General features: G+C 74.9%; 24 protein-coding genes and 2 tRNA genes. 9 read left to right on the forward strand and 17 right to left on the reverse strand.

Going from position 1 to position 26,423, the window contains the following annotated elements; translation table 11 throughout:
• Nucleotides 1-23 precede the first annotated feature (23 nt).
• The gene (locus EV189_RS08445; protein ID WP_231116192.1) at nucleotides 24-1,013 is read left to right on the forward strand and encodes a PP2C family protein-serine/threonine phosphatase; all 990 of its coding nucleotides are present in this window, start codon (nucleotides 24-26) and stop codon (nucleotides 1,011-1,013) included.
• Here the strand turns inward: EV189_RS08445 and EV189_RS08450 are convergent.
• Genes EV189_RS08450 through EV189_RS08470 form a run of 5 tightly spaced genes read right to left on the reverse strand, consistent with a single transcriptional unit; the run spans nucleotide 1,000 to nucleotide 6,789 of the window.
• On the reverse strand, nucleotides 1,000-1,767 hold the full coding sequence (locus tag EV189_RS08450; protein ID WP_130492468.1) for a 3-oxoacyl-ACP reductase: 768 nt from the start codon (nucleotides 1,765-1,767) through the stop codon (nucleotides 1,000-1,002). The two genes, EV189_RS08445 and EV189_RS08450, sit on opposite strands and share 14 nt — an antisense overlap.
• A 4-nt stretch (nucleotides 1,768-1,771) precedes the next feature.
• Nucleotides 1,772-3,139, reverse strand: a complete 1,368-nt coding sequence (locus EV189_RS08455) for an aldehyde dehydrogenase family protein (RefSeq protein ID WP_130492469.1) — start codon at nucleotides 3,137-3,139, stop codon at nucleotides 1,772-1,774.
• Complete coding sequence (locus EV189_RS08460) at nucleotides 3,136-4,491, reverse strand: glutamine synthetase family protein (RefSeq protein WP_130492470.1); 1,356 nt, start codon at nucleotides 4,489-4,491, stop codon at nucleotides 3,136-3,138. Before EV189_RS08460 ends, EV189_RS08455 begins: the two co-directional genes overlap by 4 nt.
• A 49-nt stretch (nucleotides 4,492-4,540) precedes the next feature.
• Nucleotides 4,541-5,302 carry a FadR/GntR family transcriptional regulator gene (locus tag EV189_RS08465; RefSeq protein ID WP_130492954.1) on the reverse strand — a complete coding sequence of 254 codons (762 nt, stop codon included), beginning with the start codon at nucleotides 5,300-5,302 and terminating at the stop codon, nucleotides 4,541-4,543.
• Between the two features lie 5 nt (nucleotides 5,303-5,307).
• Nucleotides 5,308-6,789 (reverse strand): amino acid permease, encoded by a 1,482-nt coding sequence (locus tag EV189_RS08470; protein WP_130492955.1) that lies wholly within the window; start codon nucleotides 6,787-6,789, stop codon nucleotides 5,308-5,310.
• 499 nt (nucleotides 6,790-7,288) lie between these two features.
• Between EV189_RS08470 and EV189_RS08475 the strand changes: the two genes are divergently transcribed.
• Entirely contained in the window at nucleotides 7,289-7,750 is a 462-nt protein-coding gene (locus EV189_RS08475; RefSeq protein ID WP_130492471.1) for a hypothetical protein, read from the forward strand.
• 11 nt (nucleotides 7,751-7,761) lie between these two features.
• Here EV189_RS08475 and EV189_RS08480 read toward each other — a convergent pair whose 3' ends face one another.
• The 3 genes from EV189_RS08480 to EV189_RS08490 all read right to left on the reverse strand — a co-directional run bounded on the left by EV189_RS08480 (nucleotide 7,762) and on the right by EV189_RS08490 (nucleotide 10,057).
• Nucleotides 7,762-8,439 carry a helix-turn-helix transcriptional regulator gene (locus tag EV189_RS08480; protein WP_231116195.1) on the reverse strand — a complete coding sequence of 226 codons (678 nt, stop codon included), beginning with the start codon at nucleotides 8,437-8,439 and terminating at the stop codon, nucleotides 7,762-7,764.
• Between the two features lie 176 nt (nucleotides 8,440-8,615).
• Nucleotides 8,616-8,867, reverse strand: coding sequence for a hypothetical protein (locus EV189_RS08485; RefSeq protein WP_130492472.1), 252 nt, complete (start codon nucleotides 8,865-8,867; stop codon nucleotides 8,616-8,618).
• A gap of 32 nt (nucleotides 8,868-8,899) precedes the next feature.
• Nucleotides 8,900-10,057, reverse strand: a complete 1,158-nt coding sequence (locus EV189_RS08490; protein WP_130492473.1) for an inorganic phosphate transporter — start codon at nucleotides 10,055-10,057, stop codon at nucleotides 8,900-8,902.
• A gap of 213 nt (nucleotides 10,058-10,270) precedes the next feature.
• Here EV189_RS08490 and EV189_RS08495 point away from each other — a divergent pair, with 213 nt between their 5' ends.
• The 6 genes from EV189_RS08495 to EV189_RS08515 all read left to right on the forward strand — a co-directional run bounded on the left by EV189_RS08495 (nucleotide 10,271) and on the right by EV189_RS08515 (nucleotide 14,087).
• Nucleotides 10,271-10,546, forward strand: coding sequence for a BatC protein (locus EV189_RS08495; RefSeq protein WP_130492474.1), 276 nt, complete (start codon nucleotides 10,271-10,273; stop codon nucleotides 10,544-10,546).
• Nucleotides 10,547-10,569: 23 nt separating this feature from the next.
• Complete coding sequence (locus tag EV189_RS08500) at nucleotides 10,570-11,856, forward strand: cupin domain-containing protein (RefSeq protein WP_130492475.1); 1,287 nt, start codon at nucleotides 10,570-10,572, stop codon at nucleotides 11,854-11,856.
• A gap of 193 nt (nucleotides 11,857-12,049) precedes the next feature.
• On the forward strand, nucleotides 12,050-12,916 hold the full coding sequence (locus EV189_RS08505; RefSeq protein ID WP_231116196.1) for a glycosyltransferase family protein: 867 nt from the start codon (nucleotides 12,050-12,052) through the stop codon (nucleotides 12,914-12,916).
• Nucleotides 12,917-12,921: 5 nt separating this feature from the next.
• Entirely contained in the window at nucleotides 12,922-13,617 is a 696-nt protein-coding gene (locus EV189_RS08510) for a PIG-L deacetylase family protein (RefSeq protein ID WP_130492476.1), read from the forward strand.
• Between the two features lie 95 nt (nucleotides 13,618-13,712).
• Nucleotides 13,713-13,889 (forward strand): hypothetical protein, encoded by a 177-nt coding sequence (locus EV189_RS20160; protein ID WP_165400206.1) that lies wholly within the window; start codon nucleotides 13,713-13,715, stop codon nucleotides 13,887-13,889.
• Between the two features lie 125 nt (nucleotides 13,890-14,014).
• Nucleotides 14,015-14,087, forward strand: a tRNA-Lys gene (locus tag EV189_RS08515).
• A gap of 49 nt (nucleotides 14,088-14,136) precedes the next feature.
• Here the strand turns inward: EV189_RS08515 and EV189_RS08520 are convergent.
• Complete coding sequence (locus EV189_RS08520; protein ID WP_130492477.1) at nucleotides 14,137-14,472, reverse strand: GroES family chaperonin; 336 nt, start codon at nucleotides 14,470-14,472, stop codon at nucleotides 14,137-14,139.
• A complete protein-coding gene (locus EV189_RS08525; protein ID WP_165400207.1) occupies nucleotides 14,472-14,744 on the reverse strand; it encodes a DUF3618 domain-containing protein in 273 nt (90 codons plus the stop codon). The genes EV189_RS08520 and EV189_RS08525 overlap by 1 nt, the downstream gene beginning before the upstream one ends.
• A 118-nt stretch (nucleotides 14,745-14,862) precedes the next feature.
• Here EV189_RS08525 and bcp point away from each other — a divergent pair, with 118 nt between their 5' ends.
• Nucleotides 14,863-15,342 carry a thioredoxin-dependent thiol peroxidase gene (bcp, locus tag EV189_RS08530; protein ID WP_130492479.1) on the forward strand — a complete coding sequence of 160 codons (480 nt, stop codon included), beginning with the start codon at nucleotides 14,863-14,865 and terminating at the stop codon, nucleotides 15,340-15,342.
• Between the two features lie 18 nt (nucleotides 15,343-15,360).
• Here the strand turns inward: bcp and EV189_RS08535 are convergent.
• The 7 genes from EV189_RS08535 to EV189_RS08565 form a co-directional block, all read right to left on the reverse strand.
• A tRNA-Leu gene (locus EV189_RS08535) sits at nucleotides 15,361-15,444 on the reverse strand.
• Nucleotides 15,445-15,486: 42 nt separating this feature from the next.
• Nucleotides 15,487-18,234: an FtsX-like permease family protein gene (locus EV189_RS08540; protein ID WP_130492480.1), complete on the reverse strand. Its 2,748-nt coding sequence runs from the start codon at nucleotides 18,232-18,234 to the stop codon at nucleotides 15,487-15,489.
• Nucleotides 18,231-18,968, reverse strand: coding sequence for an ABC transporter ATP-binding protein (locus tag EV189_RS08545; RefSeq protein WP_130492957.1), 738 nt, complete (start codon nucleotides 18,966-18,968; stop codon nucleotides 18,231-18,233). The genes EV189_RS08540 and EV189_RS08545 overlap by 4 nt, the downstream gene beginning before the upstream one ends.
• Before the next feature lie 11 nt (nucleotides 18,969-18,979).
• A complete protein-coding gene (locus tag EV189_RS08550; RefSeq protein ID WP_130492481.1) occupies nucleotides 18,980-19,570 on the reverse strand; it encodes a PadR family transcriptional regulator in 591 nt (196 codons plus the stop codon).
• A 118-nt stretch (nucleotides 19,571-19,688) separates the two neighbouring features.
• A complete protein-coding gene (locus tag EV189_RS08555; protein ID WP_130492482.1) occupies nucleotides 19,689-21,716 on the reverse strand; it encodes an ArnT family glycosyltransferase in 2,028 nt (675 codons plus the stop codon).
• 75 nt (nucleotides 21,717-21,791) lie between these two features.
• Nucleotides 21,792-22,451 (reverse strand): dihydrofolate reductase family protein, encoded by a 660-nt coding sequence (locus EV189_RS08560; protein ID WP_130492483.1) that lies wholly within the window; start codon nucleotides 22,449-22,451, stop codon nucleotides 21,792-21,794.
• 109 nt (nucleotides 22,452-22,560) lie between these two features.
• Nucleotides 22,561-26,325 (reverse strand): LamG-like jellyroll fold domain-containing protein, encoded by a 3,765-nt coding sequence (locus tag EV189_RS08565; protein WP_231116198.1) that lies wholly within the window; start codon nucleotides 26,323-26,325, stop codon nucleotides 22,561-22,563.
• Between the last annotated feature and the right edge of the window lie 98 nt (nucleotides 26,326-26,423).

Consider the following 26,423-nt stretch of genomic DNA (forward strand, 5'->3'; position numbering starts at 1 on the left):
CACCCGCGCTCGTCGCCCTCGGCGTGGCCGCGCTCGAGGTGGCGACCGGCAAGCACGCGGTCGTCCTCGCGCTCGCCGTCATCACCCCGCTGCTCGCCTCCAGCCTGCTCGGCCCGCGGGCGACGGCCGCGTACGCGGTGCTCGCCCTCGCGCTCGGCGCCGCCCTCGGCACCCTGTCCGACCAGTACGCCGCGCCGCGCCTGCCCGACCAGGTCGTCCGCCTCGTCCTCATCGCCGCGGGCGGGGCGCTGGCCGTCGCCGCCGCGCGCAGCCGGGTGCACCGGGAGGAGCGGCTCGCCCGCGTGCAGCGCATCGCCGCCGTGGCGCAGCAGGCGATCCTGCCCCCGGTGCCGCGGCGGCTCGGCGACCTCGTGCTGACCGCGTCCTACGAGAGCGCGGACGAGGACGCCGCCGTCGGCGGCGACCTGTACGCCGCGGTCCCGAGCCCGTTCGGCACCCGCCTGCTGCTCGCCGACGTGCGCGGGCACGGGTTGGACGCCGTCCGCCTCGCGAGCACGGTGCTCGGGGCGTTCCGCGAGCGGGCGCACGAGCGGGCCGACCTCGGCGAGCTCGCCCGCGACCTCGACCGCGCGGTGGCCCGGGCCGCCGGGCCGGAGGACTTCGTCACCGCGGTGCTCGCCGAGCTCCAGGGCGACGAGCTGCGCGTCTGCAACGCGGGGCACCCCCCGCCGCTGCTCGTCCGCGCGGGCCGGGTCGAGACGCTGCCGCCCCCCGCGGGCGCCCTGCCCCTGGGGCTCGGCAGCAGCGGCAGCTGCTCGCGGGTGCGCCTCGTACCCGGCGACCGGCTGCTGCTCTACACCGACGGCGTCGTCGAGGCGCGCGGGCCCGAGGGCGACTTCCCCCTGCTGACCGCCGGCGGCCGGCTCGCCGACGGCAGCCTCGAGCAGGGGCTCGGCGCCCTCCGCGCCGCCCTCCACGCCTGGTCGCGCGGCAGCCGCACCGACGACGTCACGATGCTCGCGGCCGAGTTCGCGCCGCCTACACCGGCGTGACGTAGGCCCCGGAGATGCCGCCGTCGACGAGGAAGGTGGACGCGGTCACGAACGACGCGTCGTCGCTCGCGAGGAACGCCACGGCAGCAGCGATCTCGCTGGCGTCCGCGAAGCGGCCAGCCGGGATGTGCACGAGCCGGCGCGCCGCGCGCTCGGGGTCCTTCGCGAAGAGCTCCTGCAGCAGCGGGGTGTTGACCGGCCCGGGGCACAGCGCGTTGACGCGGATGCCCTCGCGCGCGAACTGCACGCCGAGCTCGCGCGACATCGCGAGCACGCCGCCCTTGGAGGCGGTGTAGGAGATCTGCGACGTCGCCGCGCCCATCACCGCGACGAACGACGCGGTGTTGATGATCGAGCCCTTGCCCTGCCGCTGCATGTAGGGCAGGACCGCCTTGCAGCACAGGTAGACCGAGGTCAGGTTGACCTCCTGCACGCGACGCCACGCGTCGATCCCCGTGGTGAGGATCGAGTCGTCGTCGGGCGGCGAGATGCCCGCGTTGTTGAAGGCGATGTCGACCGACCCGTACGTCTCGTACGCCGTGGCGTAGACCGCCTCGACCTGCTCCTGGTCGGTCACGTCCGCGCGCACGAAGGTGCCGCCGACCTGGTCGGCCGCGGCCTTCCCGGCGGCCTCGTCGACGTCGACCACGACGACCTTCGCCCCCTCGGCGGCGAAGCGGACGGCTGTCGCCAGCCCGATCCCGCTCCCCCCGCCGGTGATGACGCCGACGCGGCCCTGCAGGCGCTCTGCCACTGCTCTAACCCTCCGTGCTCAGGAAGACGTTCTTGACCTCGGTGAAGGAGCTCAGCGCGTCCGGCCCGAGCTCGCGGCCGAGCCCGGACTGCTTGAACCCGCCGAACGGCGTCGAGTAGCGCACCGACGAGTGCGAGTTGACCGAGAGGTTGCCGGCCTCGACGCCGCGCGCGACCCGGAACGCGCGCCCGACGTCACGGGTCCAGATCGAGCCCGCCAGGCCGTACGCCGTCGCGTTGGCGATCCGCACCGCGTCCGCCTCGTCCTCGAAGGGCACGACGGCGACGACGGGCCCGAAGACCTCCTCGGTGAGGACGCGGTCGCCGGGCGACACCGGCGCCAGCACCGTCGGCGGGAACCAGAACCCCGGGCCCTCGGGGACCGAGCCGCGGAAGGCGACCGGGGCGCCCTCCGGCACGTACGACGCCACGCGGTCGCGCTGCTCCGCGCTGATCAGCGGGCCCATCTCGGCGCTCTCGCTGGAGGGGTGCTCGACGCGCACGCCCTTGACCGCGGGCTCGAGCAGCTCGAGGAAGCGGTCGTAGGCGCTGCGCTGCACGAGGATCCGCGAGCGCGCGCAGCAGTCCTGGCCGGCGTTGTCGAAGACGGCGTACGGCGCGGTGGCCGCCGCGCGCTCGAGGTCGGCGTCGGCGAAGACGATGTTGGCGGACTTCCCGCCGAGCTCGAGCGTGACGCGCTTGAGCTGCTGCGCGCAGCGCGCGGCGATGTCCTTGCCGACGGCGGTCGAGCCGGTGAAGACGACCTTGCGGACGTCGGGGTGCTCGACGAGGCGACGGCCGACGACCGGGCCCTCCCCCGGCAGGACGGTGAGGACGCCCTCGGGGATGCCGGCCTCGAGCGCGAGGCGGGCGAGGTGCAGCGCGGTGAGCGGGGTGAGCTCGGCGGGCTTCAGCACGACGCAGTTCCCCGCGGCGAGCGCCGGGGCGAAGGCCCAGGCGGCGATGGGCATCGGGAAGTTCCACGGCACGATGGCGCCGACGACCCCGAGCGGCTCGTGGAAGGTGACGTCGACCCCGCCGGCCACCGGGATCTGCCGGCCGAACAGCCGCTCCGGCGCGGCGGCGTAGTAGTCGAGCACGTCGCGGACGTTGCCCGCCTCCCAGCGGGCGTTGCCGATCGTGTGGCCGGCGTTGCGCACCTCGGTCTGCGCGAGCTCCTCGCGGTCGCGGTCCACGAGCGCGGCGAAGCGGCGCAGCAGCCGGGCCCGGTCGGCGGGCGCGACCGCCCTCCACGCCGGGTACGCGGCGAGCGCGGCCGCGACCGCGGCGTCGGTCTGCTCGACCGTCGCGAGCGGCACGGTCTCGACCAGCTCCTCGGTCGAGGGGTCGAGGACGTCGAAGGTGGTGCTCACAGCCGCTCGAACCCCCGGTAGCGCTCCCAGTCCGTCACGGCCGAGCCGAACGCCGCCAGCTCGACGCGCGCGGTGTTGGCGTAGTGCTCGACGACCTCGGGACCGAAGGCGGCGAGCGCGAGCTCGCTGGACTCCCACAGCTGCAGCGCCTCCTGCAGCGTCTCCGGCACGCGAGGGCCGTCGTCGAGGTACGCGTTGCCGGGGAACGCCGCCTCCAGCGGCAGCTCCTCCTCGATGCCGCGCAGGCCGGCCGCGACGATGCCCGCCACCGCGAAGTAGGGGTTGACGTCGCCGCCCGGCACGCGGTTCTCGACGCGCAGCGACTGCCCGCGCCCGACGACCCGCAGGGCGCAGGTTCGGTTGTCGCGCCCCCAGCGCACGGCGGTGGGGGCGAAGGAGCCCGGGGCGAAGCGCTTGTAGCTGTTGATGTTCGGCGCGAACAGCAGGGTGAGCTCGCGCAGCGAGGCGAGCTGGCCCGCGAGCCAGTGCTCCATGAGCGGCGAGAAGCCGTGCTCGCCGTCGCCCGCCATGACGGGCGCGTCGTCGTCGGCACCTCTCACCGAGAGGTGGATGTGGCAGGAGTTGCCCTCGCGCTGGTCGTACTTCGCCATGAAGGTCAGCGCCATGCCCTCCTGCGCGGCGATCTCCTTGGCCGCGGTCTTGTAGAGCACGTGGTCGTCGCAGGTGCGCAGCGCCTCGGCGTAGCGGAAGGCGATCTCGTGCTGGCCGAGGTTGCACTCGCCCTTGGCCGACTCGACGGTCAGCCCGGCACCCGCCATCGCGAGCCGGATCCGGCGGAGCAGGGGCTCGATGCGCGCGGTGCCGATCATCGAGTAGTCGACGTTGTAGAGGTTCGCCGGGGTGAGGTCGCGGTAGCCGCTCGTCCAGGCCTGCTCGTAGGTGTCCCGGAACACCAGGAACTCCAGCTCCGTGCCGGCGTAGGCCCGCAGCCCGCGCTCGGCGAGCCGGTCGAGCTGGCGCCGCAGGATCTGGCGCGGGCTCTGCGCGACCGGGCTGCCGTCCTCCCACTCCACGTCCGCGAGGACCGAGACGGTCCCCTCCTGCCACGGGACGGGCCGCAGCGTGTCGAGGTCGGGCTTGAGCACGACGTCGCCGTAGCCCGACTCCCAGGAGGAGATCGCGTAGCCGCCGACCGTGTTCATGTCGACGTCGACGGCCAGCAGGTAGCTGCAGGCCTCGCTGCCGTGGGCCAGCACCTCGTCGACGAAGAAGGGCGCGTGCAGGCGCTTGCCGGACAACCGGCCCTGCAGGTCCGTGAGCGAGAGGAGCACGGTGTCGGTGCGCCCCGCCTCCACGTCCACGCGCAGCTGCTCGACGGTGAGCGGCGTCATGCGTCCTCCTCCGGGGATTGGTACGGGAACCGTACCTTGGGCTCGGGGCTCACGACAGGAACCCCCGCAGCAGCGCCGCCGTGCCGTCGACGTGCTCCTCCATGGCGGTCCGCGCGCCGACCGGGTCGCCGCCGAGGACCGCGTCGACGATGGCCGCGTGCTGCCGGTCGGAGTGCGCGATGTTGTGCCGCAGCACGGGGATCGCCCGGAGCAGCTCGTCGAGGCGCAGCTGCACGTCGGCCACCGCACGGGCGAGCGACTCGCTGCCGGCCAGCCCCGCGATCGCGAGGTGCAGCCGGCTGTCGGCCAGCCGCCGACCGCTGTCCGCGGAGTGGTGGTCGCCGGGCGGGGCCTCGGCGGCGGCCAGGCAGGCGCAGAGGTAGTCGCGGTCGGAGTCGGCGAGCTCGCGGGTGGCGGCCAGCGCTGCGGCGCCCGGCTCCACGACGCGCCGGAAGTCCAGCGCGTCGAGGAGCCGGTCGCCCATCCCCCGTGCCATCGCCGCCGCGTCGGCGCCACCCCTGCGGGCGCCCGCCCAGACGACGAAGGTCCCCCCGCCGCGACCGCGCCGGGACTCGACGAAGCCCGCTTCGCGCAGGGCCTTGATGGCCTCGCGCAGCGTCACCCGGCTGACCTCGAACCGCTCCGCCAGCTCGCGCTCGGGCGGGAGGCGGGCGCCGTACGGCAGGACGCCGAGCCGGATGCCCTGCGCCAGCCGCTCGACGGCGACCTCGAAGGTGTTGCGGTCGCGTACGGGCCGGAACAGCGAGCGCGACCAGAGCGCCTCGACGTTGCTCGCCGCCGGCCCGGCCACCACCGCTAGGCCAGGCTCTCGAGCTCGCGCTCGATCGCTGCCAGCTCCTCGGGCGTGCCCTGGACCTTGGGCCCGACGAACCACTTCCGCGCCGAGAGCACCCAGTAGAGCCAGGCGAAGCCGATGACCGCGACCACCGCGACCGGGGCGTAGTTGAACGAACTGGCGGTGACGGGGCTGAACTGCGGCAGCAGCAGCGGGAAGCAGATGAGCACGACCCAGATGATCGCGGCCCAGCCGATGAGCGGGCTCCAGCGCCCGAGGTTCCACGGGCCGGGCTGGAAGCTGTCGCCGGCGAGCCGGCGGAGCAGCACCGGCATGACGTAGGAGATGTAGAGCCCGACCACCGCGACGGAGACGATCGCGAAGAACGCGACCGGGACGCCGGCCTTGTTGGTGACGAGCGACGGGATGCCGAGGACGAAGGCGAACGCCGCGGCGAACCAGATGGAGTTCGTGGGCGTCCGGGTGCGCGGGTTGATGCGGTGCCAGAGCTTCGAGCCCGGCACGGCGCCGTCACGGGAGAACGCGTAGATCATGCGGCTGTTGGCCGTCACCGACGCCATGCCGCAGAAGAACTGCGCGACGACGATGACGAAGAGGAGGAACTTGGCGAAGCCGCCCCCCACGGCGTCGAGGATGATCTGGCCGGCGGAGAACGTGCCCAGCGCGGCGATGTCGTCGTAGCTCTTCGGCGGGATGGCGAAGGTCAGGCCGAGCATGAGCACGAAGCCCGCGACGACGCTCACCCAGATCGAGGTCATGATGCCCTTGGGGCCGCTGACCGAGGCGTCGCGCGTCTCCTCGGTCATGTGGGCCGAGGCGTCGTAGCCCGTGAGGGTGTACTGCGCGAGCATGCAGCCGATCGCTGCGACCCAGACCGCGTTGCCGGTGAAGCCCCACCCGGTCTCGTTCTCGTACTGGCCGAAGACCCAGCCGATGCTGCGGTGCTGGTCCGGCACGATGAACAGCGCACCCACGACGAGCACGGTGCCGACGAGGTGCCACCAGACGCTGACGTCGCTGAGCAGGGCGGTCAGCTTGACGCCGAAGGTGTTGAGCAGGCCGTGGAGCACGAGGACCACGAAGTAGATGCCCAGCACGGTGCGAGGGGTGGCGCGGAACGAGTCGTCGAAGACGAGCTTGACGAAGAACGCGATGAAGTTCGCGAGGCCGAAGTCGATCGACGCCGTCACGGCGACCTGGCCGAGCAGGTTGAACCACCCGGTGAACCAGCTCCAGACCGCGGCCTTCCCGGGAGGGGCCAGCTTCGCGGACCAGTAGTAGAGGCCACCGGCGGTGGGGTAGCTCGAGCAGACCTCGGCCATCGCGGCACCGACGAGGGTCACCATGCCGCCGACGAGCAGCCAGCCCCAGATGATGACGATCGGGCCGCCGGCGAGCATGCCGAGGTAGTACGTCGTGATGCCGCCGGTGAGGATCGAGATGATCGTGAACGAGACGGCGAAGTTCGAGAACCACCCCATCCCGCGCTTGAGCTCCTGGGCGTAGCCCAGCTCGTTGAGCCGCTGGGCGTCGCGGTCGTGCTCGGTGGCCGCCGGGCGGCTGGCCTCGGGACTGGTGCGGGACACGGGCCCTGCCCTCCTCGGGGACGCGCGACCGCGGTTGGTATGGAACGCGGTCCTTCTGCGCTGGATCTTGTCCCTGGCGGTGGCCGGTGTCAACGACTGCGCGCGGAAACTCCGTGTTGCGACCGCGGCGCGAGCGGAACCGTCGTCCGGACCCCTGCGGAGGCCCCGCAAAACCCGCCGCCCGGTGCTGGCGGCGGCAGCCCCGACGCGCCCGGGTGCCGCGCCCGCAACACCCGCGCAACAGGGAGTTCTCTTCGTGCCGCAACGGTTTCTTGCCCTCGGTGCGGTTGTGCGGGAGGGTGCGCGAACACGCCGGAAAAGTGCCGGTCACGGGGGTTGGGGCTCGTCCTGGGCGGGGACGAAGCAGTCGGGACCCTCAGGGAGGAGGCAGACCGTGTCGGTTGCCGCGGAGCGTGTCGAGCCTGACCGCCGTCCTGCCCTGCTGCGGGGCGAGCCCGAGCGGATCATCGACCTCACCCGGCGGCGGTCCACCATCCCCGCCCCCCTGACGACACCGCTCGCGCCGCGGAACCCCGCCGCCCCCCGGGTGCTGCGCGAGCCGGTCACCCTCCCCGCTGTGCGCGTCGCCCTCGGCGACGACGTGGAGTCCCCGCTCATGTGGCAGCGCGTGGCCGAGGCCGTGCGCGCCCTGCAGCCCGGCGGGGCCGTGGTGCTCGACGCGACCGAGCTCGGCGCCCTCCCCGCCGACCTCGTGGACTTCCTCCGCTACGCCGCCGGCTGCGCGTCCCGGCGCGGCGGCACCCTGCGCGTGGACCCCGCCGTGGACGGCACGGCCCGGGTCACGGCCCGGCCCGAGGTCACGGCACGGCCCGAGGTCGTCCGCCTCCCGCGCTAGGCCCGCCGGCGCTAGATCAGCCCGCGCCTCAGGGCGTACGCCACCGCGTGCGAGCGGTTCCTCAGCTCGAGCCGCGTCGTGACGTCGTGGAGCACGCCCTTGACGGTGCGCTCCGAGTACGACAGGTGCCGCGCGATCTCCGCCGTGTCGAACCCCTCGGCGACGAGCCGCAGCACCGCGACCTCGCGCTCGCGCAGGGGCTCCCCGTCCGCCCCGCTGCCGCCGGCGAGCGGGAGGGCCGCTGCCGCGGCGGGCACGGACACGGACACGGCGACGGGGGCGACCTCGACGAGCTCGCGCGCCGTCAGGTCGACGACCCGGGGGACGGCGGCCCGCTGGGCGGGGACGCCGCGGCTCCCCCCGCGCGCCAGCGTCGCGACCACCTCGGGCAGCCGACCGGCGCCGGTCTCCACGAGCGGGAGCAGGCTCACGCCCGCGGGCAGCTGCTGGCGCGCCCCTGCCGGGGGCACGGCGCCGCAGACGACGAGGCACGCGAGCCCCCGGGCCCGCGCCGCGGCGACCAGCCGCGAGCTCGTGACGTCGAGACCGCGCGCCGCGACGACCGCGACGGCCGCCCGGTCGGCCATGCTGGTCGGCAGCAGGCGGATCTCCGGGCACGTCGCGAGGCGTCGAGCGACCTCCGCTCCGAAGGACCGGTCGCTGGCGCTGAGCCACACTGGGACCTGCATCGAGACTCCCCTCTCGTGCACCGGGCCCTCGCCCGGCCGTCCCCCCGGCGGGGGTTCGACGGTCGGAGCGGAGACACCGCTCCGTTGATACACCCGGGCAACCGGTGCCGTCAGGACATCGAGGGGAATCACGGGACGAGAGCGTCGCGACGACGCCCTCCTCCCCCGGTCGGCGGCTACTTCGCGAGGATCGACCAGATGCCGAGGCCGATGCCGGCGAGGACGACGGCGAAGCAGACGGCGGCCAGCACGTACCCGAGCGGGGAGCCGCGGTGGACGCCGAGGCTGCCGTCGCTGGAGACGGTCTCGCCGCGGGCGGCGGAGACGCCGACCAGGCCGACGGCGAACAGCGCGACGAGCCCGGCGCCGAGCACGACGCTGGCCAGGAGCACCTGGCCCAGCGCGGAGAAGTCGATGTAGTCGCTCACGGGGACCTCCTGGAGTCGGGTGGGGAGGGGGCTCAGACGCCGGCGGGGACGCGCTCGTGGTCGGTGGGGGCGGTCGAGCCGCTCCAGTCGTCGTTGACGTTGTGGGCGCTGACGGGGGCGCGGCGCGACGCGACGAAGAAGCCCGCGGCGCAGGCCGCGAGGACGAGCGCCATGACGACGACGCCGGTCGTGCCCCCGATGCCGTCGGCGGCCTTGACGGCGACGCCGCCGACGACCGCGGCGGCCGGGAGCGTCAGCACCCACGCGACGGCCATGCGCCCGGCCACCGACCAGCGCACCTCGGCGAGGCGGCGCCCGACGCCCGAGCCGAGCACGGAACCGGACACGACGTGGGTCGTGGAGAGCGGGTAGCCGAAGTGCGACGAGGCGAGGATGACCGACGCCGACGCGCCCTCGGCGGCGAAGCCCTGCGGCGTCTCGATCTCGGTGATGCCCTTGCCGAGCGTCCGGATGACCCGCCAGCCCCCGAGGTACGTCCCGAGGCTGATCGCGAGCGCGCACAGCACGATCACCCAGGTCGGCGTCGCCGCGCCCTTGTCGATGGTGTGGTTCGCGACCAGGGCGAGCGTGATGATGCCCATCGTCTTCTGCGCGTCGTTGGTGCCGTGCGCGAGCGAGACCAGCGAGGCCGAGCCGACCTGGGCGATGCGGAAGCCGTGCGTGCGCGTGCGGTCGTCGATCCGCCTGGTGATGAGGTAGACCGCGAGGGTCCCGAGGAGCGCGACGAGGCCTGCCGCGAACGGCGCGAGCAGCGCGGGGATCACGACCGACTTGAGGATCCCCTTGCCGAGCACGGCGTGGGACCCGGCCGCGACCCACGTCGCGCCGATGACGCCGCCGATGAGCGCGTGCGAGGAGCTCGACGGCAGCCCGAGGTACCACGTCGCGAGGTTCCAGATGATCGCGCCCGCGAGGCCGGCGAAGACGATCGCGAGCGTCACCGACCCCTGGTCGACGATGTTGTTCGCGATGGTCGCCGAGACCTTGAGCGACAGGAAGGCCCCCACGAAGTTCAGCGCCCCCGACAGGGCGACGGCCACCTTGGGCCGCAGGGCGCCGGTGGCGATCGAGGTCGCCATCGCGTTGGCGGTGTCGTGGAAGCCGTTGGTGAAGTCGAAGCCCACCGCGGTGATGACGACGGTGAGCAGCAGGAGGTTCTGGGCGGTCATGGAGCGCCTCCGCGATCGGGGCCCGGTGGGTCACCCGCCGAGTTCCCCGGGGCTGCGGCGGGCAAGAGCCGCCGGCTGATCATTCACCGAAGGTTCACCTGCCGCGGCCGGGGGAGGACCGCCGGGGGCGGCACTGCGCGGTGCCGCCCGGTGGGGCACGATGCACATGCACGGCGCAGCGCAGGCGCGCCGGCCGACCTGGAAGGAGCCTCCATGGCCCTCGACGACAGCGACATCACCTCCGGCGACGGCGGCGCGGACTCCGGCGCCCACGGCCCGGCCGACTCGGGCGCGAGCGGCGTCCCCGGCGAGCACGACGGCGGCGCTGACGGTGGCGCCGACGGTGGCGCTGACGGTGGCGCTGACGGCGGCGCCGACGGTGGCGCGCACGGCCCGGCGGACTCCGGCGCCGGCGGCGTCGCGGGCGAGCACGACGGTGGCGCTGACGGCGGCGCCGGCGACGGCGGCGCGGACTCCTCCGCCTCCTGACCGCTCGGCCTGACCGCTCTCCGATGACGCTCCTCGCTGCCGGGCAGCGCCGGCCCCGGACCTCCGGGCCGGCGCTCGCCCGGCTGCTCCCCCTGCCCGTCGAGGAGTTCGCCGAGCGCCACTGGGGCCGGGAGGCGCTGCTCGCCCGCGCCGCTGCGCTTCCCGGCGGGCCGGGCGGCCTCTCCGACCTGCTCGACCTCGACGCCGTCGACGCCCTGGTCTCGACCTCGGGGCTGCGCACGCCGTTCCTCCGCGTCGCCAAGGACGGCAAGGTGGTCGAACCGGGGCGGTGGACCGGCAGCGGCGGCGCCGGCGCCGAGGTGGGCGACCAGGTCCGCGACGACGCCCTCCTCGGGCTGTTCGCCGACGGCTCGACGCTCGTCCTGCAGGGCCTGCACCGCACGCACCCCCCGCTCGTCCGCTTCGCCACGGACCTCGCCGCGGAGCTCGGGCACCCGGTCCAGGTCAACGCGTACGTCACTCCCCCGCAGTCGCGCGGCTTCGACCCGCACTACGACGTGCACGACGTCTTCGTCATCCAGGTCGCCGGCCGCAAGCGCTGGCAGGTGCGCCGCCCCGTGCTCGAGGCGCCGCTGCGCTCGCAGCCCTGGACCGACCGCAAGACGGCCGTCGCCGCCCGCGCCGCCGAGCCCCCGGAGCTCGAGGAGGTGCTCGAGCCGGGTGACGTGCTCTACCTCCCGCGCGGCTGGCTGCACTCCGCCGAGGCGCTGGGCGAGACCTCGGCCCACGTGACCGTCGGGATCCACAGCATCACGCGGTACGCCCTGGCGGAGGCCCTGCTCGCCGGGGCGGCGGGCGCCGAGGAGCTGCGCCGCTCGCTGCCGCTGGGCGTCGACGTCGCGGATCCCGAGCAGCTGCGCGAGGACCTGGCCAGCACGCTCGAGGCCCTCGCGGCCGAGCTGCGCGGTGCCGACGCGCAGGCGGTCGCGGACCGGATGCGCCGCCGCTTCTGGCCGCAGAGCCGCCCCGGACCGCTCTCCCCCGTGCGCCAGGCGGCGGCCGCCGCTGCGGTCGGTCCCGGCACCCGGGTGCGGCTGCGTCCCGCGCTGCGCGTGCGGCTCGCCGAGGGGACGCCGACGGACGACCAGGCCGCCCCCGTGCTGCTGCTGCTCCCGGAGCGCCAGCTCTCCCTGCCCGCGCAGACCCGTACGGCGCTCGAGCGGCTGCTGGCGGACGGCGGCGCAGTGGTGGGCGAGCTGCCGGTGGACGACCCCGGCGACGCCGAGGTGCTGGTGCGGCGGCTGCTCCGCGAGGGCGTGGTCGTGCCCGACGAGGGCCAGCAGCCCTGACCCCGCTCGGCCGGCGCCGGGATCATGGGGCCGGACGGGCCAACCGCGCGGGTTCCTGCCCGGGGCCGCGGCGCCCGCACTAGCCTCGACGGAGGAGGACGGCACCACCGCGGGGGACGGTGCCGCCGGCACGGAGGCGAGGGGGACTGGTGGGAGCGTTCACGTCAGGGACCGGGCGGCGCGGTGGTGCAGCGTGAAGGTCGTGCTCTTCTGCGGCGGCTACGGGATGCGGATGCGCGACGGGCTGACCGACCTGCCCAAGCCGATGCAGGTCATCGGGGACCGGCCGCTGCTGTGGCACGTGATGCGCACCTACGCCCACTTCGGGCACACGGAGTTCATCCTCTGCCTCGGCTACGGCGCGCACCACGTCACCGACTACTTCCTGCACTACGACGAGACGCGCTCCAACGACTTCGTCATGCGGCGCAGCGGGGCCGACGTGGAGATGCTCTCCAGCGACATCGGCGACTGGACGATCACCTTCGTCCACACCGGGCTGGAGACGCCGATCGGCGAGCGGCTGCGCCAGGTGCGCCCCCACCTCGAGGGCGAGGAGGTCTTCGCCGCCAACTACGCCGACGTGCTGACCGACGCCCCCCTCGACGTCATCGAGCAGCGCTTCCGCGAGTCCGGGGCCGTGGGCTCGCTGCTCGCCGTGCCGCCGCAGGCGGCCTTCCACATGGTCGAGATGGACGCCGATCAGCGCGTGGAGGCGATCCGCCCCGTGTCCTCGCTCGACGTGCGCGAGAACGGCGGCTACTTCTTCTTCCGCCAGGAGGTCTTCGACGTCCTCGACGAGGGCGAGGACCTCGTCACCGATGCGCTGCCCCGCCTCGCGGACCGGCGCGAGCTGCTGGCGTACCCGTACGACGGGTTCTGGATGCCGGCGGACACCGTCAAGGAGCGCAGCCTGCTCGACGACATGGCGCGCCACGGCAACCGCCCGTGGGCCCGCTGGGCGCGCGAGCCCGCCCGCGCGGTGGAGGTCCCGGCTCGGGCGCCGCGGCCGGCCGCCGTCGGGCAGCGCCGCGCGGCGGACGACGAGATCGCGAGCTGACGCTCGTGCTCGAGCTCGTCCCCTCGCTCGACCGCCCCCTCCGCCTCGTCCTCGTCGGCGCGCACTGCGACGACGTCGAGATCGGCGCCGGCGGGCTCCTCCTCGACCTCGCGGCGCGCGCCGCGCTCGGCTCGGCCGACGCCCTCGTGCTCGCCTCCACCCCGAAGCGCGAGCGCGAGGCCCGGTCGAGCCTCGCGGCGTTCTGCGCGCCGGTGGTCCCCACCGCCCGCTTCGGCGGTCTGCCCGACGGGCGGCTGCCGGGGCACTGGGACGCCGTGAAGGACCTGCTGCAGGAGACCGCGGCCGCGACCCGGCCCGACGTCGTGCTCGCGCCCTCCCCGGCCGACGCGCACCAGGACCACCGGTTGCTCGGCGAGCTCGTGCGCACGGCGTTCCGCGACGCCGTGGTCCTGCACTACGAGATCCCCAAGTGGGACGGCGACCTCGGCGCGACCCGCCCGCAGGTCTACTGGCCGCTCTCCCCCGAGCTGGTCGAGCGCAAGTGGGCGCTGCTCGACGAGCACTACCCCTCGCAGCGCCCCCACGACTGGTGGCGGGCCGACACGTTCTCCGGCCTGGCCCGGCTGCGCGGCATGGAGTGCCGGGCGGCGTACGCCGAGGCCTTCGCCGCGCCGAAGATCGTGCTCGGCGTGGCGGCGCTGGAGCCAGGGGTCGGGCCGGGGGCTGCTCCTCCCGGGTGAACCGCCTGCCCCGGAGGTGGGAAGCGCGTCCCCCGGGGGGATGCCAACCCGAGCGGCGCATCCAGGCACCGCCCGACCGGCCCGAGGACATTGCCATGGGAGCGACGACGATGGGCGCGCGGGACACCTCCGCGCAGCTGTGCATGCGACTGCTGCAGGCGGGGATCCCCCTGTCCCTGCTGTGCGACCTCACCGACGACGGCGGGCCGAGCTCGCGCGACATCCTCGAGCACGAGGGCCAGCCCGAGCTCGCCTGGTGGTCCGCGGGCTGACGGTCCGTCCACCTGCTGCCTGGAGCGGCGCGACCAGGCGGGCAGCAGCACCGGGCAGCAGCACCGGGCAGCACAGGGCGGGCCTGGCACGGACCGGGCCGAGGTCCTGCTATTCTCTTCCTCGCGCGCCGCTAGCTCAACTGGCAGAGCAGCGGACTCTTAATCCGCGGGTTCGGGGTTCGAGTCCCTGGCGGCGCACCCGTGAGAAGGGCGCTCCTCGATCGAGGGGCGCCCTTCGTCGTGCGCGTCAGAGGTACAGCCCGGTCGCGCCCTCGCTGACGCGCGCGGCGGCCAGCGCGGAGACGTCGCGCTCGCGCAGCAGGACGTACGTCGCGCCGTGCAGCTCGACCTCGGCCTTGTCCTCGGGGTCGAACAGCACGCTGTCGCCGGTCTCGATGCTCCGCACGCTGGGCCCGACGGCCACGACCTCGGCCCAGGCGAGCCGCTTGCCCACCGCGGCCGTCGCCGGGATGAGGATGCCGCCGGTGCTGCGGCGCTCCCCCTCGCCGCTGCCCGTGCGGCAGAGGACCCGGTCGTGCAGCAGCCGGACGGGCAGGCCGCCGGAGCCCTCCACCGCTGCCACTACTTGCGGCGCACCGCGCGCAGGACGACGAGGCCCACGGCGGACGCCGCCGCGGCGGCGGCGGCCCCGACGCGCTCGATGCGCAGCGCGCCGTGCTCGTCGACCACCTGGGCGCGCGCCTTCTCCTTGAGCTCCGCGACGACGTTGGCCGGCTTGACCCGGTCGCTGATCTCGTCGATGGTGCCGGCGAGGCGGGCGCGCGTGGCCTCGATGTCGCGCTCGATGTCGCCGGGGGTCCGGTGGGTGGTGCCGGCGGCCGAGTGCTGGCTCACGGTCGATCCTCCTGTGGTGGCCCGGGCTGGGCGCCTGCTGGTCTGTCCCGGGGATACCCGATCATGCCGGGTCCACGCCCGGGTGCCCAGCAGGGGGCGCCCGCCTATCCTGCTGGCCATGACCGACGCCGCTCCTGTGCGCCTCGCCCCCGGGGACCCCGCGCCCGCGTTCACCCTGCCCGACGCCGACGGCGGCGAGCTGTCCCTGGCCGACCTGCGCGGCCGCCGCGCGGTCGTCTACTTCTACCCGGCGGCCGGCACGCCCGGCTGCACGAAGCAGGCCTGCGACTTCCGCGACTCCCTCGAGCCGCTGCGCGCCGCCGGGTACGCCGTGGTCGGCATCTCCCCCGACCCGCCGGCGAAGCTGGCCGCCTTCCGCGACGCCCAGGGGCTGACCTTCCCGCTGCTGTCCGACCCGTCGAAGGACGTGCTGCGGGCCTGGGGGGCGTACGGCACGAAGTCGCTCTACGGCAAGCAGGTCGAGGGCGTCATCCGCTCGACCTTCGTGCTGGACGAGGAGGGCCGGGTCGAGCGTGCCCAGTACGCCGTCAAGGCGACGGGGCACGTGGCGAAGCTGCGGCGGGAGCTCGGCGTCTAGTCCCCGCCGCGCCGGTCGTGCGGGAGAGGGGGCTCGAACCCCTAAGCCCTCGCGGGCACGGGATCCTAAGTCCCGCGCGTCTGCCAGTTCCGCCACTCCCGCGGCGCGCGCCCAGCCTAGCCAGCGGAGCTCGTCCGGCCCCGCTCAGGCGACGCGCCGCTGGAGCTGGAGCCGGCCGCGGGTCGCGAGCCCCGAGGTGAGCGCCGCCACGACGGGGACGCCCAGCAGCAGGACGAGCAGCGGCGCCCAGGGCACGACGGTGCGCAGGCTCTCGTCCTGCCCGACGAAGGCCAGCGCCGGGACGAAGCCGGCGAGCACGCCGAGCAGCGTGCCGGTGCCGGAGACCGCGAGGGCCTGGGCGGCGGACACGCGACGGCGTACGCCGGGGTCGGCCCCGACCGCCGCGAGCGTGGCGGAGTCCGCGCGGGAGTCGGCCTGCGCGAGCCCGGTCGTCACCCACGACGCCCCGAGCACGACCAGCCCGGCGGCGAGGACGAGGGCGACGAGCAGGTACCCGAGCGTCCCGTGCCAGCCGCGCTCGACCTCGAGGTAGCCCGGGGACGCCGCGGTCGCGAGCGCCGCGCGGGCGGCGTCCTCCTGGGCGGCGCTCGGCGGCTGCGGGCCCGAGGCCAGCACCTGGGAGGGCCGCCCGGCCATGCCGAGCGACGCGACCAGCCGCGGGCCCAGCAGGGCGGCGGGCGCCGTGCTCGTCACCGGCACGACGACGGCGGGCACCGGCGCGTCGCCCAGCGCGGAGCCGTCCGGGCGGTCGACGCCGACCCAGAGCCGCCCGCCCTTGCCGAGGTACGGGTCGCCCGTCCCCACGCGGCGGAACACCACCGCACCGCCGTCGGCGAGCGCGCGCTGCACCGCCGGGTCGGTCGCGTCCGACGGGCGGCCCGTGATGGCGGCGACGGCGCGCGCGTCCCCCGTGGCCACGACGGGGAGCGAGCCCCCGGCGATCGCCCAGCCGCCGGCGCAGCGGGGGTCGCGCGGGTCCTGCCGGGCGCCGTCCTCCTGCGGGCAGCGGTCGGCCGGCGCGCGCTGGACCTCGACGGAGCGGCAGTCGCTGCCGTCCGCGCGGCAGCGCGGGTCGACCACCTCCCCGACCACGGCGCTGGTGGTGGCGCCGAGCTGCTGGCGCAGCACGTCCTGGACGCGCGCCGGGTCGTGCACGAGCTCCCGGGTGCCGCCGGCGCCGTCGTCGACGTAGGTCCGCAGCTGCACGAGGGCCGTGCCGACGGGCGCGTCCGGCACGTACGAGCGTCGGCCGCGGTCCTGCACGCTCGCGGCGACGAGGACGACGGCGCACGCGCCGGTCACCGCGGTGAGCACGGCCGCCACGGCAGGGGCGGTGCGGCTGCGCTGGCGGGCGGCGTCGCGCAGGGCGAGCCGCGGGGCGACCGGCAGCCGGGTCGCGACCCGGCCGAGCAGGGCGACCACCGCGCCGCTGGCGAGGACGAGCCCGAGCTCGGTGAGGCCGGCGCCGCCGGCGATGAGGCCGGCAGCGGCGTACCGGCGCGGGCCCCCGGCCGCGGAGCTGTGCGCGACCGCGAGGCCGAGCGCCGAGCCCAGCGCCGCCACCACGGCGCCGAGCACGCAGAGCACGAGGCCGGTCACCGGCACGCGGCGGCGCAGCGGCGGCAGCGGGCGCCGACCGGCCAGCACGGCCACGACGTCCTGGCGGGCGGCGGCACGGGCGGGCAGCAGCGCCGCCGCGACCCCCGTCAGCACGCCGAGCAGGGCGATCGCCGCGAGCTCGAGCGGGCGGAGCTCGACGTGGCCGGGCACCCCGCCGTACTCCGCGCGGCGCATCCACGCGAGCACGGCGCTGCCCGTGGCGACGCCGAGGGCGCTGCCGAGCACGCCGGCGACCGCGCCCAGCACGGCCCCGCCGGCGAGGACGACCCCGCGCACGTGGCGGGGCTCCCCTCCCGCCGCCTCGACCAGCGCCAGTGCGCGGGCCTGGCGCCGGGCGCCGACCGCGAAGGCGGCACCGGCGAGGAGGACGACCTCGAGCGCGGCCAGGACGACGACGAGCGTGGCGCCGACCGCGAGCGTCACCACGTCGCGGTTCGTGCTGCCCGAGCCGACCAGCCGGTACGCCGGCACCGCCGCGTCGGCGGGCGGGTGCAGGACGACGGCACGGGAGTACGTCACGACCCCGGTCGCCGACCACCGCTGGACCTCGGCCCAGCTGACCGGGCGCGGCGTGGTGACGAGCAGCCGGTCCGGTAGGGTGGTCGCGGGGAGGACCTGCCCCGGCAGGGTCGTGATGCCGAGGCCGTACGCCGGCCCGTAGCCGGTCGCCACGCCGACCACCGTGAGCTCGCGGGCCGGGTCGAGCAGCCGCAGGGTCCCGCCGACGCGCACGCCGGTCCGGGAGAGGACCTGCGGGGAGACGGCCGCCTCGCCGGCGGCGAGCGGCAGCCGGCCGCGACGGACGAGCAGCAGCGGGCGGAGCGCGGGCAGCCGGGTGTCGATCTCGGCGACCGGGCTCTGCGCCTGGCCCGCGCGCGTCGCGAGCAGCGCGCTGCCGGAGCGGGTGGGGCTGGCGGTGGAACCGGGAGGGAGCAGGGCCGCGGCGCGCTGCCACGCGGTAGCGGCGGGCAGCGTCCCCGTCGGCGCGTCCGGCGGGCTCGTCCACTGCCCGGCGCCCGGCAGCTGGAGCACCGGTCCGCCGGTCGGGTCGACCACGCGGAGCTCCGCGCTGGTCGCGCCGAGCCGGCGCTCGACCCGCTCGGAGGGGTCGAGCCGCACGCTCCACGCCAGGACGTCACCGGCGGTGAGGCCGAGCACGGGAAGCGCGACCATCGCGACCACCAGCAGGCTGCGCCCCCGGGAGCGCGCGGCGTCGCGACGGGCCACGCGCAGCAGCAGCCGCAGGCTCATGCGCTGCGCCCGTGGAGGACGGCGTCAGGGGTCGCGGCGTACCCCGTGTCGTCCACCGCGCGCCCGTCGCGGAGGAACACCACGCGGTCGGCCCAGGCGGCGTGCCGCGCCTCGTGCGTGACGAGCACGCCCGCGGCGCCGGCGTCGACCCGGGCGCGCAGCAGGCGGAGCACCGCCTCCCCGGTCTCCGAGTCGAGCGCGCCCGTCGGCTCGTCGGCGAGCACGAGGCGCCGGCCGCCGACGAGCGCGCGGGCGATCGCCACGCGCTGCTGCTGGCCGCCGGACATGTCGTCCGGGTAGCGGTCCGCGAGCTCGGCGATGCCCACCTCCTCCAGCACGTCGAGCGCCTCGTCGCGGGCCGTGGCGGCGCGGACGCCGTCGAGCTCGCGGGGCAGCGCGACGTTCTCGGCCGCGGTGAGGGCGGGCACGAGGTTGAGGTCCTGGAACACGTAGCCGACCGATCGGCGGCGCAGGCGGGCGAGCTCGCGCCGGCCCAGCCCGCGCAGCGGCATGCCCTCGACGAGCACCTCGCCGCTGCTGGGGGTGTCGAGCCCCCCGGCGATGGTGAGCAGGGTCGACTTGCCCGACCCGCTCGGCCCCATGACGGCGACGAGCTCGCCGGGGACGACCCGCAGGCTCACGCCGCGCAGGGCGTGGACCTCCGTGCCGCCCTGTCCGTGCACCCGGGAGACGTCCCGCAGCTCGAGCACGGGCTGCGTCGGGTCGGGGCTCATCGGCGCGGGGTTCATCGGACCGGCTCCCCTGCCTGCGCCGCGCGCTCGCGGTCAGGGGCGCTCGTCGCCGGGACGGGGAGCGCCGCCGCCCGGGCGAGGCGCGCCTCGACGTGGTCGAGCCAGCGCACCTCCGCCTCGGCGGCGAAGACCAGCGAGTCGAGGACGAGCAGCCAGGCGAGCTCGGCGCGGTCGCCGGTGCCGGCCCCCGCCTTGAGCCGGGTGTAGTCCCGCAGCGCGCGCAGCGTGGCGGTGCGCTGGGCCTGCACGACCGCGGCGACGTCCACCCCGGGGACCGTCACTGCGACCGCGAGCTTGATCGCGAGCTCGTCGCGTGCCGGCGTCGAGCGGTCGACGGGGGTGGCGAACCAGCGACGCACCTCCTCGTGCCCCTCCGGCGTGATCGCGTAGCTGACCCGGCCCTCGTCGTCAGCCCCTGCGCGGGACACCAGCCCGTCGCGCTCGAGGCGCGCGAGCGTCGTGTAGACCTGCCCGATGTTGAGCGGCCAGGTGGCGCCGGTGCGGGCCTCGAAGTCGCTGCGCAGCTGGTAGCCGTAGCGCGGACCGTCGGCGAGGAGGGCCAGCAGGCCCGTACGGATCGACATACCGCGTATGTATACGCGGTATGTCGGAGCCGGTCAACCGCCCTCCCCCGCGATCATGCAGATCCTGGGGCCCGTCCGGTCGGGACGAACCCCAGGATCCGCATGATCACGAGGAGGGTCAGTCCGTGGGCGCCGTCAGGTCGTAGACCGTCACGCCGCCGATCGTCGTCGCGGTGCAGTGCGACTCGACCCATGAGGTGATCGAGCTCGAGGCGCCGCTGCCGCCCATCTGGGTCCCGCCACCCATCCCGCCACCGGCGATGAAGTAGTGGATCTTGCCGGCGGCGACGTACGCCTCGAACTGCGCCAGCGTCGGCGACGGGTCGCTGCCGTTGAAGCCGCCGATCGCCATCACGGGCTTGCCGGTCGCCAGCTGGTAGCCGGAGGCGCTGTTCGACCCGACGGCTGCCGCGACCCAGGTGTAGTCGCCCGCGTCCGCCAGCAGGGCCTGGGTGATCGCGGTCGACGGGGTCGAGCCCTCGAGCAGGCCGCCGCCCGCGCCACCGCGGAACCCGCCCGTCGTGCCAGTCGGAGCAGTGCCACCGGGAGCAGTGCCCCCGGGGAAGCCGCCGCGGGGTCCGCCGCGGAACCCGCCTCCACCGCCGGGGCCGGGGCCGCGGCCACCGGCGACCTGGGGGCCGGCGCTCGGGATCGAGCCGGTGTGACCGGTCGAGGCGGTCTGCACCGCGTACGCCGCGGGGCCTCCCAGCCCCGCCACGAGCGAGAGCACGACCGCGGCGACGGCGACCCGGGCGCGCAGCGTGGCGCCGAGCATCAGCACGGCCGCGAGCAGCCCGGCCCCGAGCACGGCCCAGCGCAGCCACGGCACGAACGACGCGCTGCGGCTCAGCAGGTCGAAGGAGAGCCAGCCGGTGCCCGCGACGGTCGCCGCCATCACCCAGGAGACGACGATCGAGGAGCGCCCGCGCCACAGCAGCTCTGCGCCGATGGCGAGGGTCGCGCCGATGGCGGGGGCCAGCGCCACCGTGTAGTACGGGTGGAAGATGCCCTTCATCTCGCTGAAGACGAGCGCGGTGCCGGCGAGCCAGCTGCCCCAGATCAGCAGGGCCGCCCGGACCCTGTCCGTGCGCTGCGCCCGCCAGGTGAGCGCGAGCCCGGCGACGAGCGCGACCAGCGCGGCGGGGATGAGCCAGGACACCTGGCCGCCGATCTCGCTGCCGAACAGCCGCGTCAGTCCCGTGGAGCCCCACATGCCGCCGCCGTTCCCCCCGGCACCGCCGCCACCGCCGACCACGCTGCCGGTCTCGTCTCCGTCGAGCCGGCCGAGGCCGTTGTAGCCGATGACGAGCTCGAGGATGCTGTTGTGCTGCGAGCCGCCGATGTACGGGCGGTCGGACGCGGGCCACAGCTCGACGATCGCGACCCACCACCCGGCCGAGGCGACGAGCGCCACCCCGGCGAGGAGCAGCTGGCGGACCCGGCGCCAGAAGCCCGTCGGGGCCAGCACGAGGTAGACCAGCGCGAAGCCGGGGACCACGAGGAGCACCTGCAGCATCTTGGCGAGGAAGCCCACGCCGATCGCGGATCCCGCCAGCAGCAGCCACGTCGTGCGCGCGTCCTCGGTGGCCCGCGTCATCCAGTACGCCGCGAGCGCCATGCAGAGGACCAGCAGCGCGTCGGGGTTGTTGAAGCGGAACATCAGCACGGCGACCGGGGTCAGCGCGCAGACCGCACCGGCGAGCAGGCCCGCCCCGGCGGAGGCGACGCGGCGCACCGCGGCGTACACCGTCCCGACGGTGGCGATGCCGAGCACGGCCTGCGGCGCGAGCATCGACCAGGAGCTCAGCCCGAAGGTGCGGGCCGAGAGCTCCATGAGCCACAGCGAGGCCGGCGACTTGTCGACGGTGATGGAGCCCGCGGCGTCGGACGAGCCGAAGAAGAACGCCTTCCAGCTCACCGACCCGGCCTGCACGGCGGCGGCGTAGAACGAGTTGGCCCAGCCGGACGCGGACAGTCCCCAGAAGTAGAGGACGCCGGTCGCGGCGAGCAGGGCGAGCAGGGCGGGCCGGACCCACGCGGGGTCGTCGGCCCGCCCGTGCAGCAGGCGGCGCGGGTCGCGGGCCGGGCGCGGCTCCGGCTCCCGCACGTCCAGGGGCTCGAGGTGGTCGAGGGCGGTCGAGGTCATGGCACCACCGTCGGACCGGCCGCTGTCGTGCGGTTGTGCCCGCCCTGTGCGACCTCTGTGCGTCCCTCCCGCGCGTCAGTCGCGCGGGCGGCGCGTCAGCGTCAGGTGCGTCACGCCGCTCGGGGAGGAGACGGCCTCGATGTCGAACCGCGACTCGAGCCCCTCCTGCCCGTCCCACAGCCGCTCGCCGCGCCCGAGGACGACCGGGACCACGACGAGGTGCAGGTGGTCGACGAGGTCCGCCTCGAGGAACTCGCGCACCGTGGTGACGCCGCCGCCGATGCGCACGTCGCGCCCGCCTGCGGCCTCGCGGGCGGCCGCCAGCGCCTCCGCCGGGGTGGCGTCGAGGAAGTGGAAGGTGGTGCCGCCCTCCATCTCGATCGAGGGGCGCGGGTGGTGGGTCAGCACGAAGACCGGCGTGTGGAACGGCGGCTCGTCACCCCACCAGCCGCGCCACTCCTCGTCCGTGGGCGCGCCCTGCTTCGGGGCGAACTTCCAGCGCCCCATGATCTCGGCGCCGATGCCCTCGCCCCACTGGCTGGCGAACGCCTCGTCGACCCCGACCCCGCCGCCCTCGCGCCCCATCATCCGGCGGAAGGTGCGGGTCTCGAAGGCCCAGCCGTGGAGCCGCTGACCGGCGTGCCCGAAGGGCGTCTCGAGGCTCTGGCCCTCGCCGGTCCCGAAGCCGTCGAGGGAGATGCTGAAGTTGTGCACGCGCACCTGGGAGTCGCTCATGCCCGCAAGCCTCCCACCCGGCACCGACAGTCCGTGCCCGCATCCGCTCCCACGGCGCGGGGCGGGGGCGGGCCCACCGCTCGGTGGACCCGCCCCCGCTCCGGACCTGCTACAGCGTCGCCAGCACCGCATCCGTGCGGGCCAGCAGCGTCGCCCGGGCCGAGGCGCTCACCTTCCGGCTGGTGGCCACCGCGGCGCGGAACTCCTGCAGCCGGGCCTTGACGGTCGCCGGGTCACCGGCCACCTCCGCCGCCCGCGCGGCCGCCAGCTGGTCGAGCAGCCCGGCCGAGCCGGACTGGAAGACCGCGTCCTGCCGGCTGAGGTCACCGACGAGCCGCTGCAGCCCCTGCACGCCCGTACGCGCCGGGAGCTGCGCGTCGAGCAGCCCGCTGAGCCGGTCGCGGGCGGCGTCCCCGAGCTTCGAGGTGCGTGCCGTGTCCACCTCCGTGCGCAGCGCCTGCAGCCGGGTCCGCATCGTCGCGTAGTCGTGCGCGGCCCGCGCGGACTCCGCCCCGGTCGAGAGCGGCCGGAGCACGCCCGCCTCGCTCGAGAGCAGGTCGCCCGAGCGCTTCAGCTCGTCGACCGCCGCCGTGACGTCGCTCGGCGTCGTCGTGGTCGGCTCCTGCGCGGCCAGCGACGCGATCTCGGCGTCGCTCAGCACGCGGTCGTACGCGTGGACCGAGTCGATCGTGCCCGGGAAGAAGTCGACGGGGTTCCCGTCCCACTTCGCCCGGCCGATGACGAGGTTCCCGCCGTCGTCCACGCCGCCGCAGGTCGACGCCGTGCCGGCGAGCGCGCCGTCGACGTAGATCCGCAGCTGCCCGGCGCGCACGTCGCGGACACCGGTGAGGTGGTACCACTGGCCCACCTTCGGCTCCCCGACGTCCGACGCCAGCGCGCGTACGTCGGGGGTGCTGAACGCCCACCGGTGGTCGGCGCCGCTGTACTGCAGGAAGAAGTCGCTGCGGGAGGCGCCGTCCTGGCTCACCACCGTGGCGAACCCGTTGGTGCTGTCGAGCTTCGCCCACGCGGACACGGTGTAGTTCCCGCTGGTGTCGAGGATCTCCGCGCCCGTGTCGACGTACTGGCTGTGCCCGTCGAAGTGCAGCGCACTGCCGGTCTTGCCCGCCGTCCACGTCGGTCCGCCCACGAGCGTGCCGTCGTGCGCCCCGCCGCTCGTGTCCTCGGTGACGGTGCCGCTGCCCTCGTCGAGCTGCCAGTCACCGACGCCCACGAGACCGGGCTTGCCCGGCGGGAGCTGCACCTGGCCGGTGCTCTCGCCGGCGGCGATGATGCGCTGGTTGATGTCGCGCACCGCGGCCGGGTCGACCTTCTCGACGCGGCGGTCGTAGGTCCACAGACCGTTGAGCTCCGTCTCCACGTCGGTGATCTGCGTGTAGACCGAGCCCGAGAGCCCGCAGCTCGCCGCCGCGATGAGCGGCGTCTGGTTGGCGACGTACGCCCTGGTGAGGTCGGCCGTCGTCTTGAGGTCGGCGCCGTAGTTGCTCAGCGAGCCGCCCGGCCACGTGTGCCCGGGGATGACGAGGCCGAAGCCGCCGTGCTCGCCGTCGACGGCGGCGCGGTTCGCGTCAGGAGCCGGGAAGGCCGGCCCGTTGTACTGGTGCCAGTCGATGACGTCGCCGTGCCCGGAGTCGCCGTGCGAGTTGCAGCAGTTGACGCCGCTGTGCGCGTCGACGAGCCGGGTCGGGTCGAGGGCCTTGACGTGGTCGGCGACCTCACCGGTGAACTGCTTGGAGTACTCGCCCCAGCCCTCGTTGAAGGGGATCCAGCCGATGACCGAGGTGTCGCTGTCGTGCTCGGTGACGATCTGGTCGAGCTGGCTCTCGAAGCTCGCGCGCTTGGCGCCGGTCGAGAGGTCGAAGGTCGCCGGCATGTCCTGCCAGACCAGCAGTCCGAGCCGGTCTGCCCAGTAGTACCAGCGGTCGGGCTCCACCTTGATGTGCTTGCGCACGGTGTTGAAGCCCATCTCCTTGTGCTGCACCAGGTCGAAGGCGAGCGCCTCGTCGGTCGGCGCGGTGTAGATGCCGTCCGGCCAGTAGCCCTGGTCGAGCGTCGAGAGCAGGAAGGTCGGCTTGCCGTTGAGCACGATGCGCTGCTTGCCGTCGATCACCTTCAGCCCGATCGAGCGCAGGCCCTGGTAGCTCGTGACGGCATCCGTGGAGTCGCCGTCGTGCAGCGTCACCGAGAGGTCGTAGAGGTACGGGTCCGACGGTGACCACAGGTGGGCGTCGGCGATCGGCACCCGCAGCGCGGACGAGGCGGGGCCCGTCACCCGGGCGACCTCCTTCCCCTTGGCCGAGGCGACGACCGTGACGGTCGCGTCCGCCGAGGCGCCCGTGGTGCGCGGCGTGACGACGAAGGCCGAGCCCGGCACGTCGGAGGTGATGCCCAGCGAGTCGATGTGGGCGGCGGCGACCGGCTCGAGCCAGACCGTCTGCCAGATCCCCGAGGCCGGCGTGTAGAAGATGCCGCCAGGGTTGTTGGTCTGCTTGCCCACGGGCTGGTTGCTCGAGTCCGTGGTGTCGACGACGCCGACGACGATCTCCTGCGGGCCCGTACCGGTGACCGCGTCGGTGATGTCGGCGCTGAACTTGTCGTAGCCGCCGGTGTGGCTCGTCACCTGCGTGCCGTTGACCCAGACGGTCGCCTGGTAGTCGACGGCGCCGAAGTTCAGCACGAGGCGCTGGCCACTGCCGATCTTCCAGTCGGCGGGGACGGTGAAGGTGCGCCGGTAGAACATGCGGTCGACGTGCTTCTGCACGCCCGAGAGCTTCGACTCGACGGGGTACGGCACGAGGATGCTGCCGTCGAGCTGCTGGCCGAGCGGGGCCGCCTGGCCCTCGGTGGCCTCCTCGAACTGCCACGTGCCGTTGAGGTTCTCCCACTTCACGCGGGCGAGCTGCGGGCGCGGGTAGTCCGGCAGCGCGTTGGTCGGGCTGACGTCCTTCGCCCACGGCGTGTCGAGCGTGTAGGTCGAGGAGTTGATGCCCGGCAGGGAGAACGCGGGCAGCGACTTCTCCGACGTCGCGAGCCCGCCGTTCCCGTCGTAGGTCACGCGGACGGTCGCGCCCTTCTGCACCTGCGCACCGAGCGTGATGACGAGGTTCCCGGCGGCCGCCGGGTCCACGGCGATGCTCGTGACCGGGTACGCGACGTCGTCGACCATCACGTGCAGGTGGTCGGTCAGGCCCGTCGGGAGCGGCTGCACGAAGGGGTGGTCGACGGCGAGGGTCACGGCGGAGCCGTTCGTCGCCACCGTCGCATCCCCCGACACGGGCGGGGTGTAGTCGGCCGGGAGGTAGTACGCCGTGGCCGGGATCGGAGCCAGCGGGCTCGTCGGCGTCGACCAGGAGACGTGCAGGTTCGACCCGCCGAAGTCCTCGAAGTAGTCGACGCGGATGTCGTGGAGACCCGCCGTCAGCTGCACCGGGGCACTGGTCTGCCGGTTGTCCCAGTCGTCGACCCAGTGGTCGATGACGAGGGTGCCGTCGACCCACAGACGGAACCCGTTGTCGCCGATGATCGAGAAGGTGTACGCGTCGGTGGCCGGCACGTCGACCCGCCCGGTCCAGCGCACGGAGTCCCGGTCGTCCTGGCCGGTCGCGGCCTGCAGGACGCCCTCGAGGTTGGGGAACTCCAGGCTCGGGTCGATCTGCGTCGTCCGCAGCTCGGCGAAGTCGCCGACCCCCGGTCCGCTGGAGCGGTAGTAGTCGCCCTTGAGCCCGTGCACGAGCGTGTCCGCCGACGCGGGAACCGGGGCGGTGACGGCGACCAGCGCCCCCACCATCCCGGTGAGCGCGGCGGTCACGAGCGTCCGGGAACGGGCTGTCGGTCGTCGTCGATCGAGCAGCATGCGGCCTCCTCAGCCGAGGGAGTCGGATCCGGTCGCAAGCGCGCACAAGACGGGCTGGACCGATCAGGACGAGTCTGATCCAACCGCGACGACGTGCT

It is taken from the genome of Motilibacter rhizosphaerae (assembly GCF_004216915.1).
Lineage (GTDB): Bacteria > Actinomycetota > Actinomycetes > Motilibacterales > Motilibacteraceae > Motilibacter > Motilibacter rhizosphaerae.

What these genes read in the sequence shown, in the direction of transcription:
- EV189_RS08560 (WP_130492483.1), bottom strand. Translation starts at nt 22,451, where the DNA reads ATGAGCGACTCCCAGGTGCGCGTGCACAACTTCAGCATCTCCCTCGAC.
- EV189_RS08460 (WP_130492470.1), bottom strand. Translation starts at nt 4,491, where the DNA reads ATGACGCCGCTCACCGTCGAGCAGCTGCGCGTGGACGTGGAGGCGGGG.
- bcp (WP_130492479.1), top strand. Translation starts at nt 14,863, where the DNA reads ATGACCGACGCCGCTCCTGTGCGCCTCGCCCCCGGGGACCCCGCGCCC.
- EV189_RS08555 (WP_130492482.1), bottom strand. Translation starts at nt 21,716, where the DNA reads ATGACCTCGACCGCCCTCGACCACCTCGAGCCCCTGGACGTGCGGGAG.
- EV189_RS08550 (WP_130492481.1), bottom strand. Translation starts at nt 19,570, where the DNA reads ATGTCGATCCGTACGGGCCTGCTGGCCCTCCTCGCCGACGGTCCGCGC.
- EV189_RS08500 (WP_130492475.1), top strand. Translation starts at nt 10,570, where the DNA reads ATGACGCTCCTCGCTGCCGGGCAGCGCCGGCCCCGGACCTCCGGGCCG.
- EV189_RS08495 (WP_130492474.1), top strand. Translation starts at nt 10,271, where the DNA reads ATGGCCCTCGACGACAGCGACATCACCTCCGGCGACGGCGGCGCGGAC.
- EV189_RS08480 (WP_231116195.1), bottom strand. Translation starts at nt 8,439, where the DNA reads ATGCAGGTCCCAGTGTGGCTCAGCGCCAGCGACCGGTCCTTCGGAGCG.
- EV189_RS20160 (WP_165400206.1), top strand. Translation starts at nt 13,713, where the DNA reads ATGGGAGCGACGACGATGGGCGCGCGGGACACCTCCGCGCAGCTGTGC.
- EV189_RS08490 (WP_130492473.1), bottom strand. Translation starts at nt 10,057, where the DNA reads ATGACCGCCCAGAACCTCCTGCTGCTCACCGTCGTCATCACCGCGGTG.
- EV189_RS08470 (WP_130492955.1), bottom strand. Translation starts at nt 6,789, where the DNA reads ATGGGGTGGTTCTCGAACTTCGCCGTCTCGTTCACGATCATCTCGATC.
- EV189_RS08540 (WP_130492480.1), bottom strand. Translation starts at nt 18,234, where the DNA reads ATGAGCCTGCGGCTGCTGCTGCGCGTGGCCCGTCGCGACGCCGCGCGC.
- EV189_RS08545 (WP_130492957.1), bottom strand. Translation starts at nt 18,968, where the DNA reads ATGAGCCCCGACCCGACGCAGCCCGTGCTCGAGCTGCGGGACGTCTCC.
- EV189_RS08565 (WP_231116198.1), bottom strand. Translation starts at nt 26,325, where the DNA reads ATGCTGCTCGATCGACGACGACCGACAGCCCGTTCCCGGACGCTCGTG.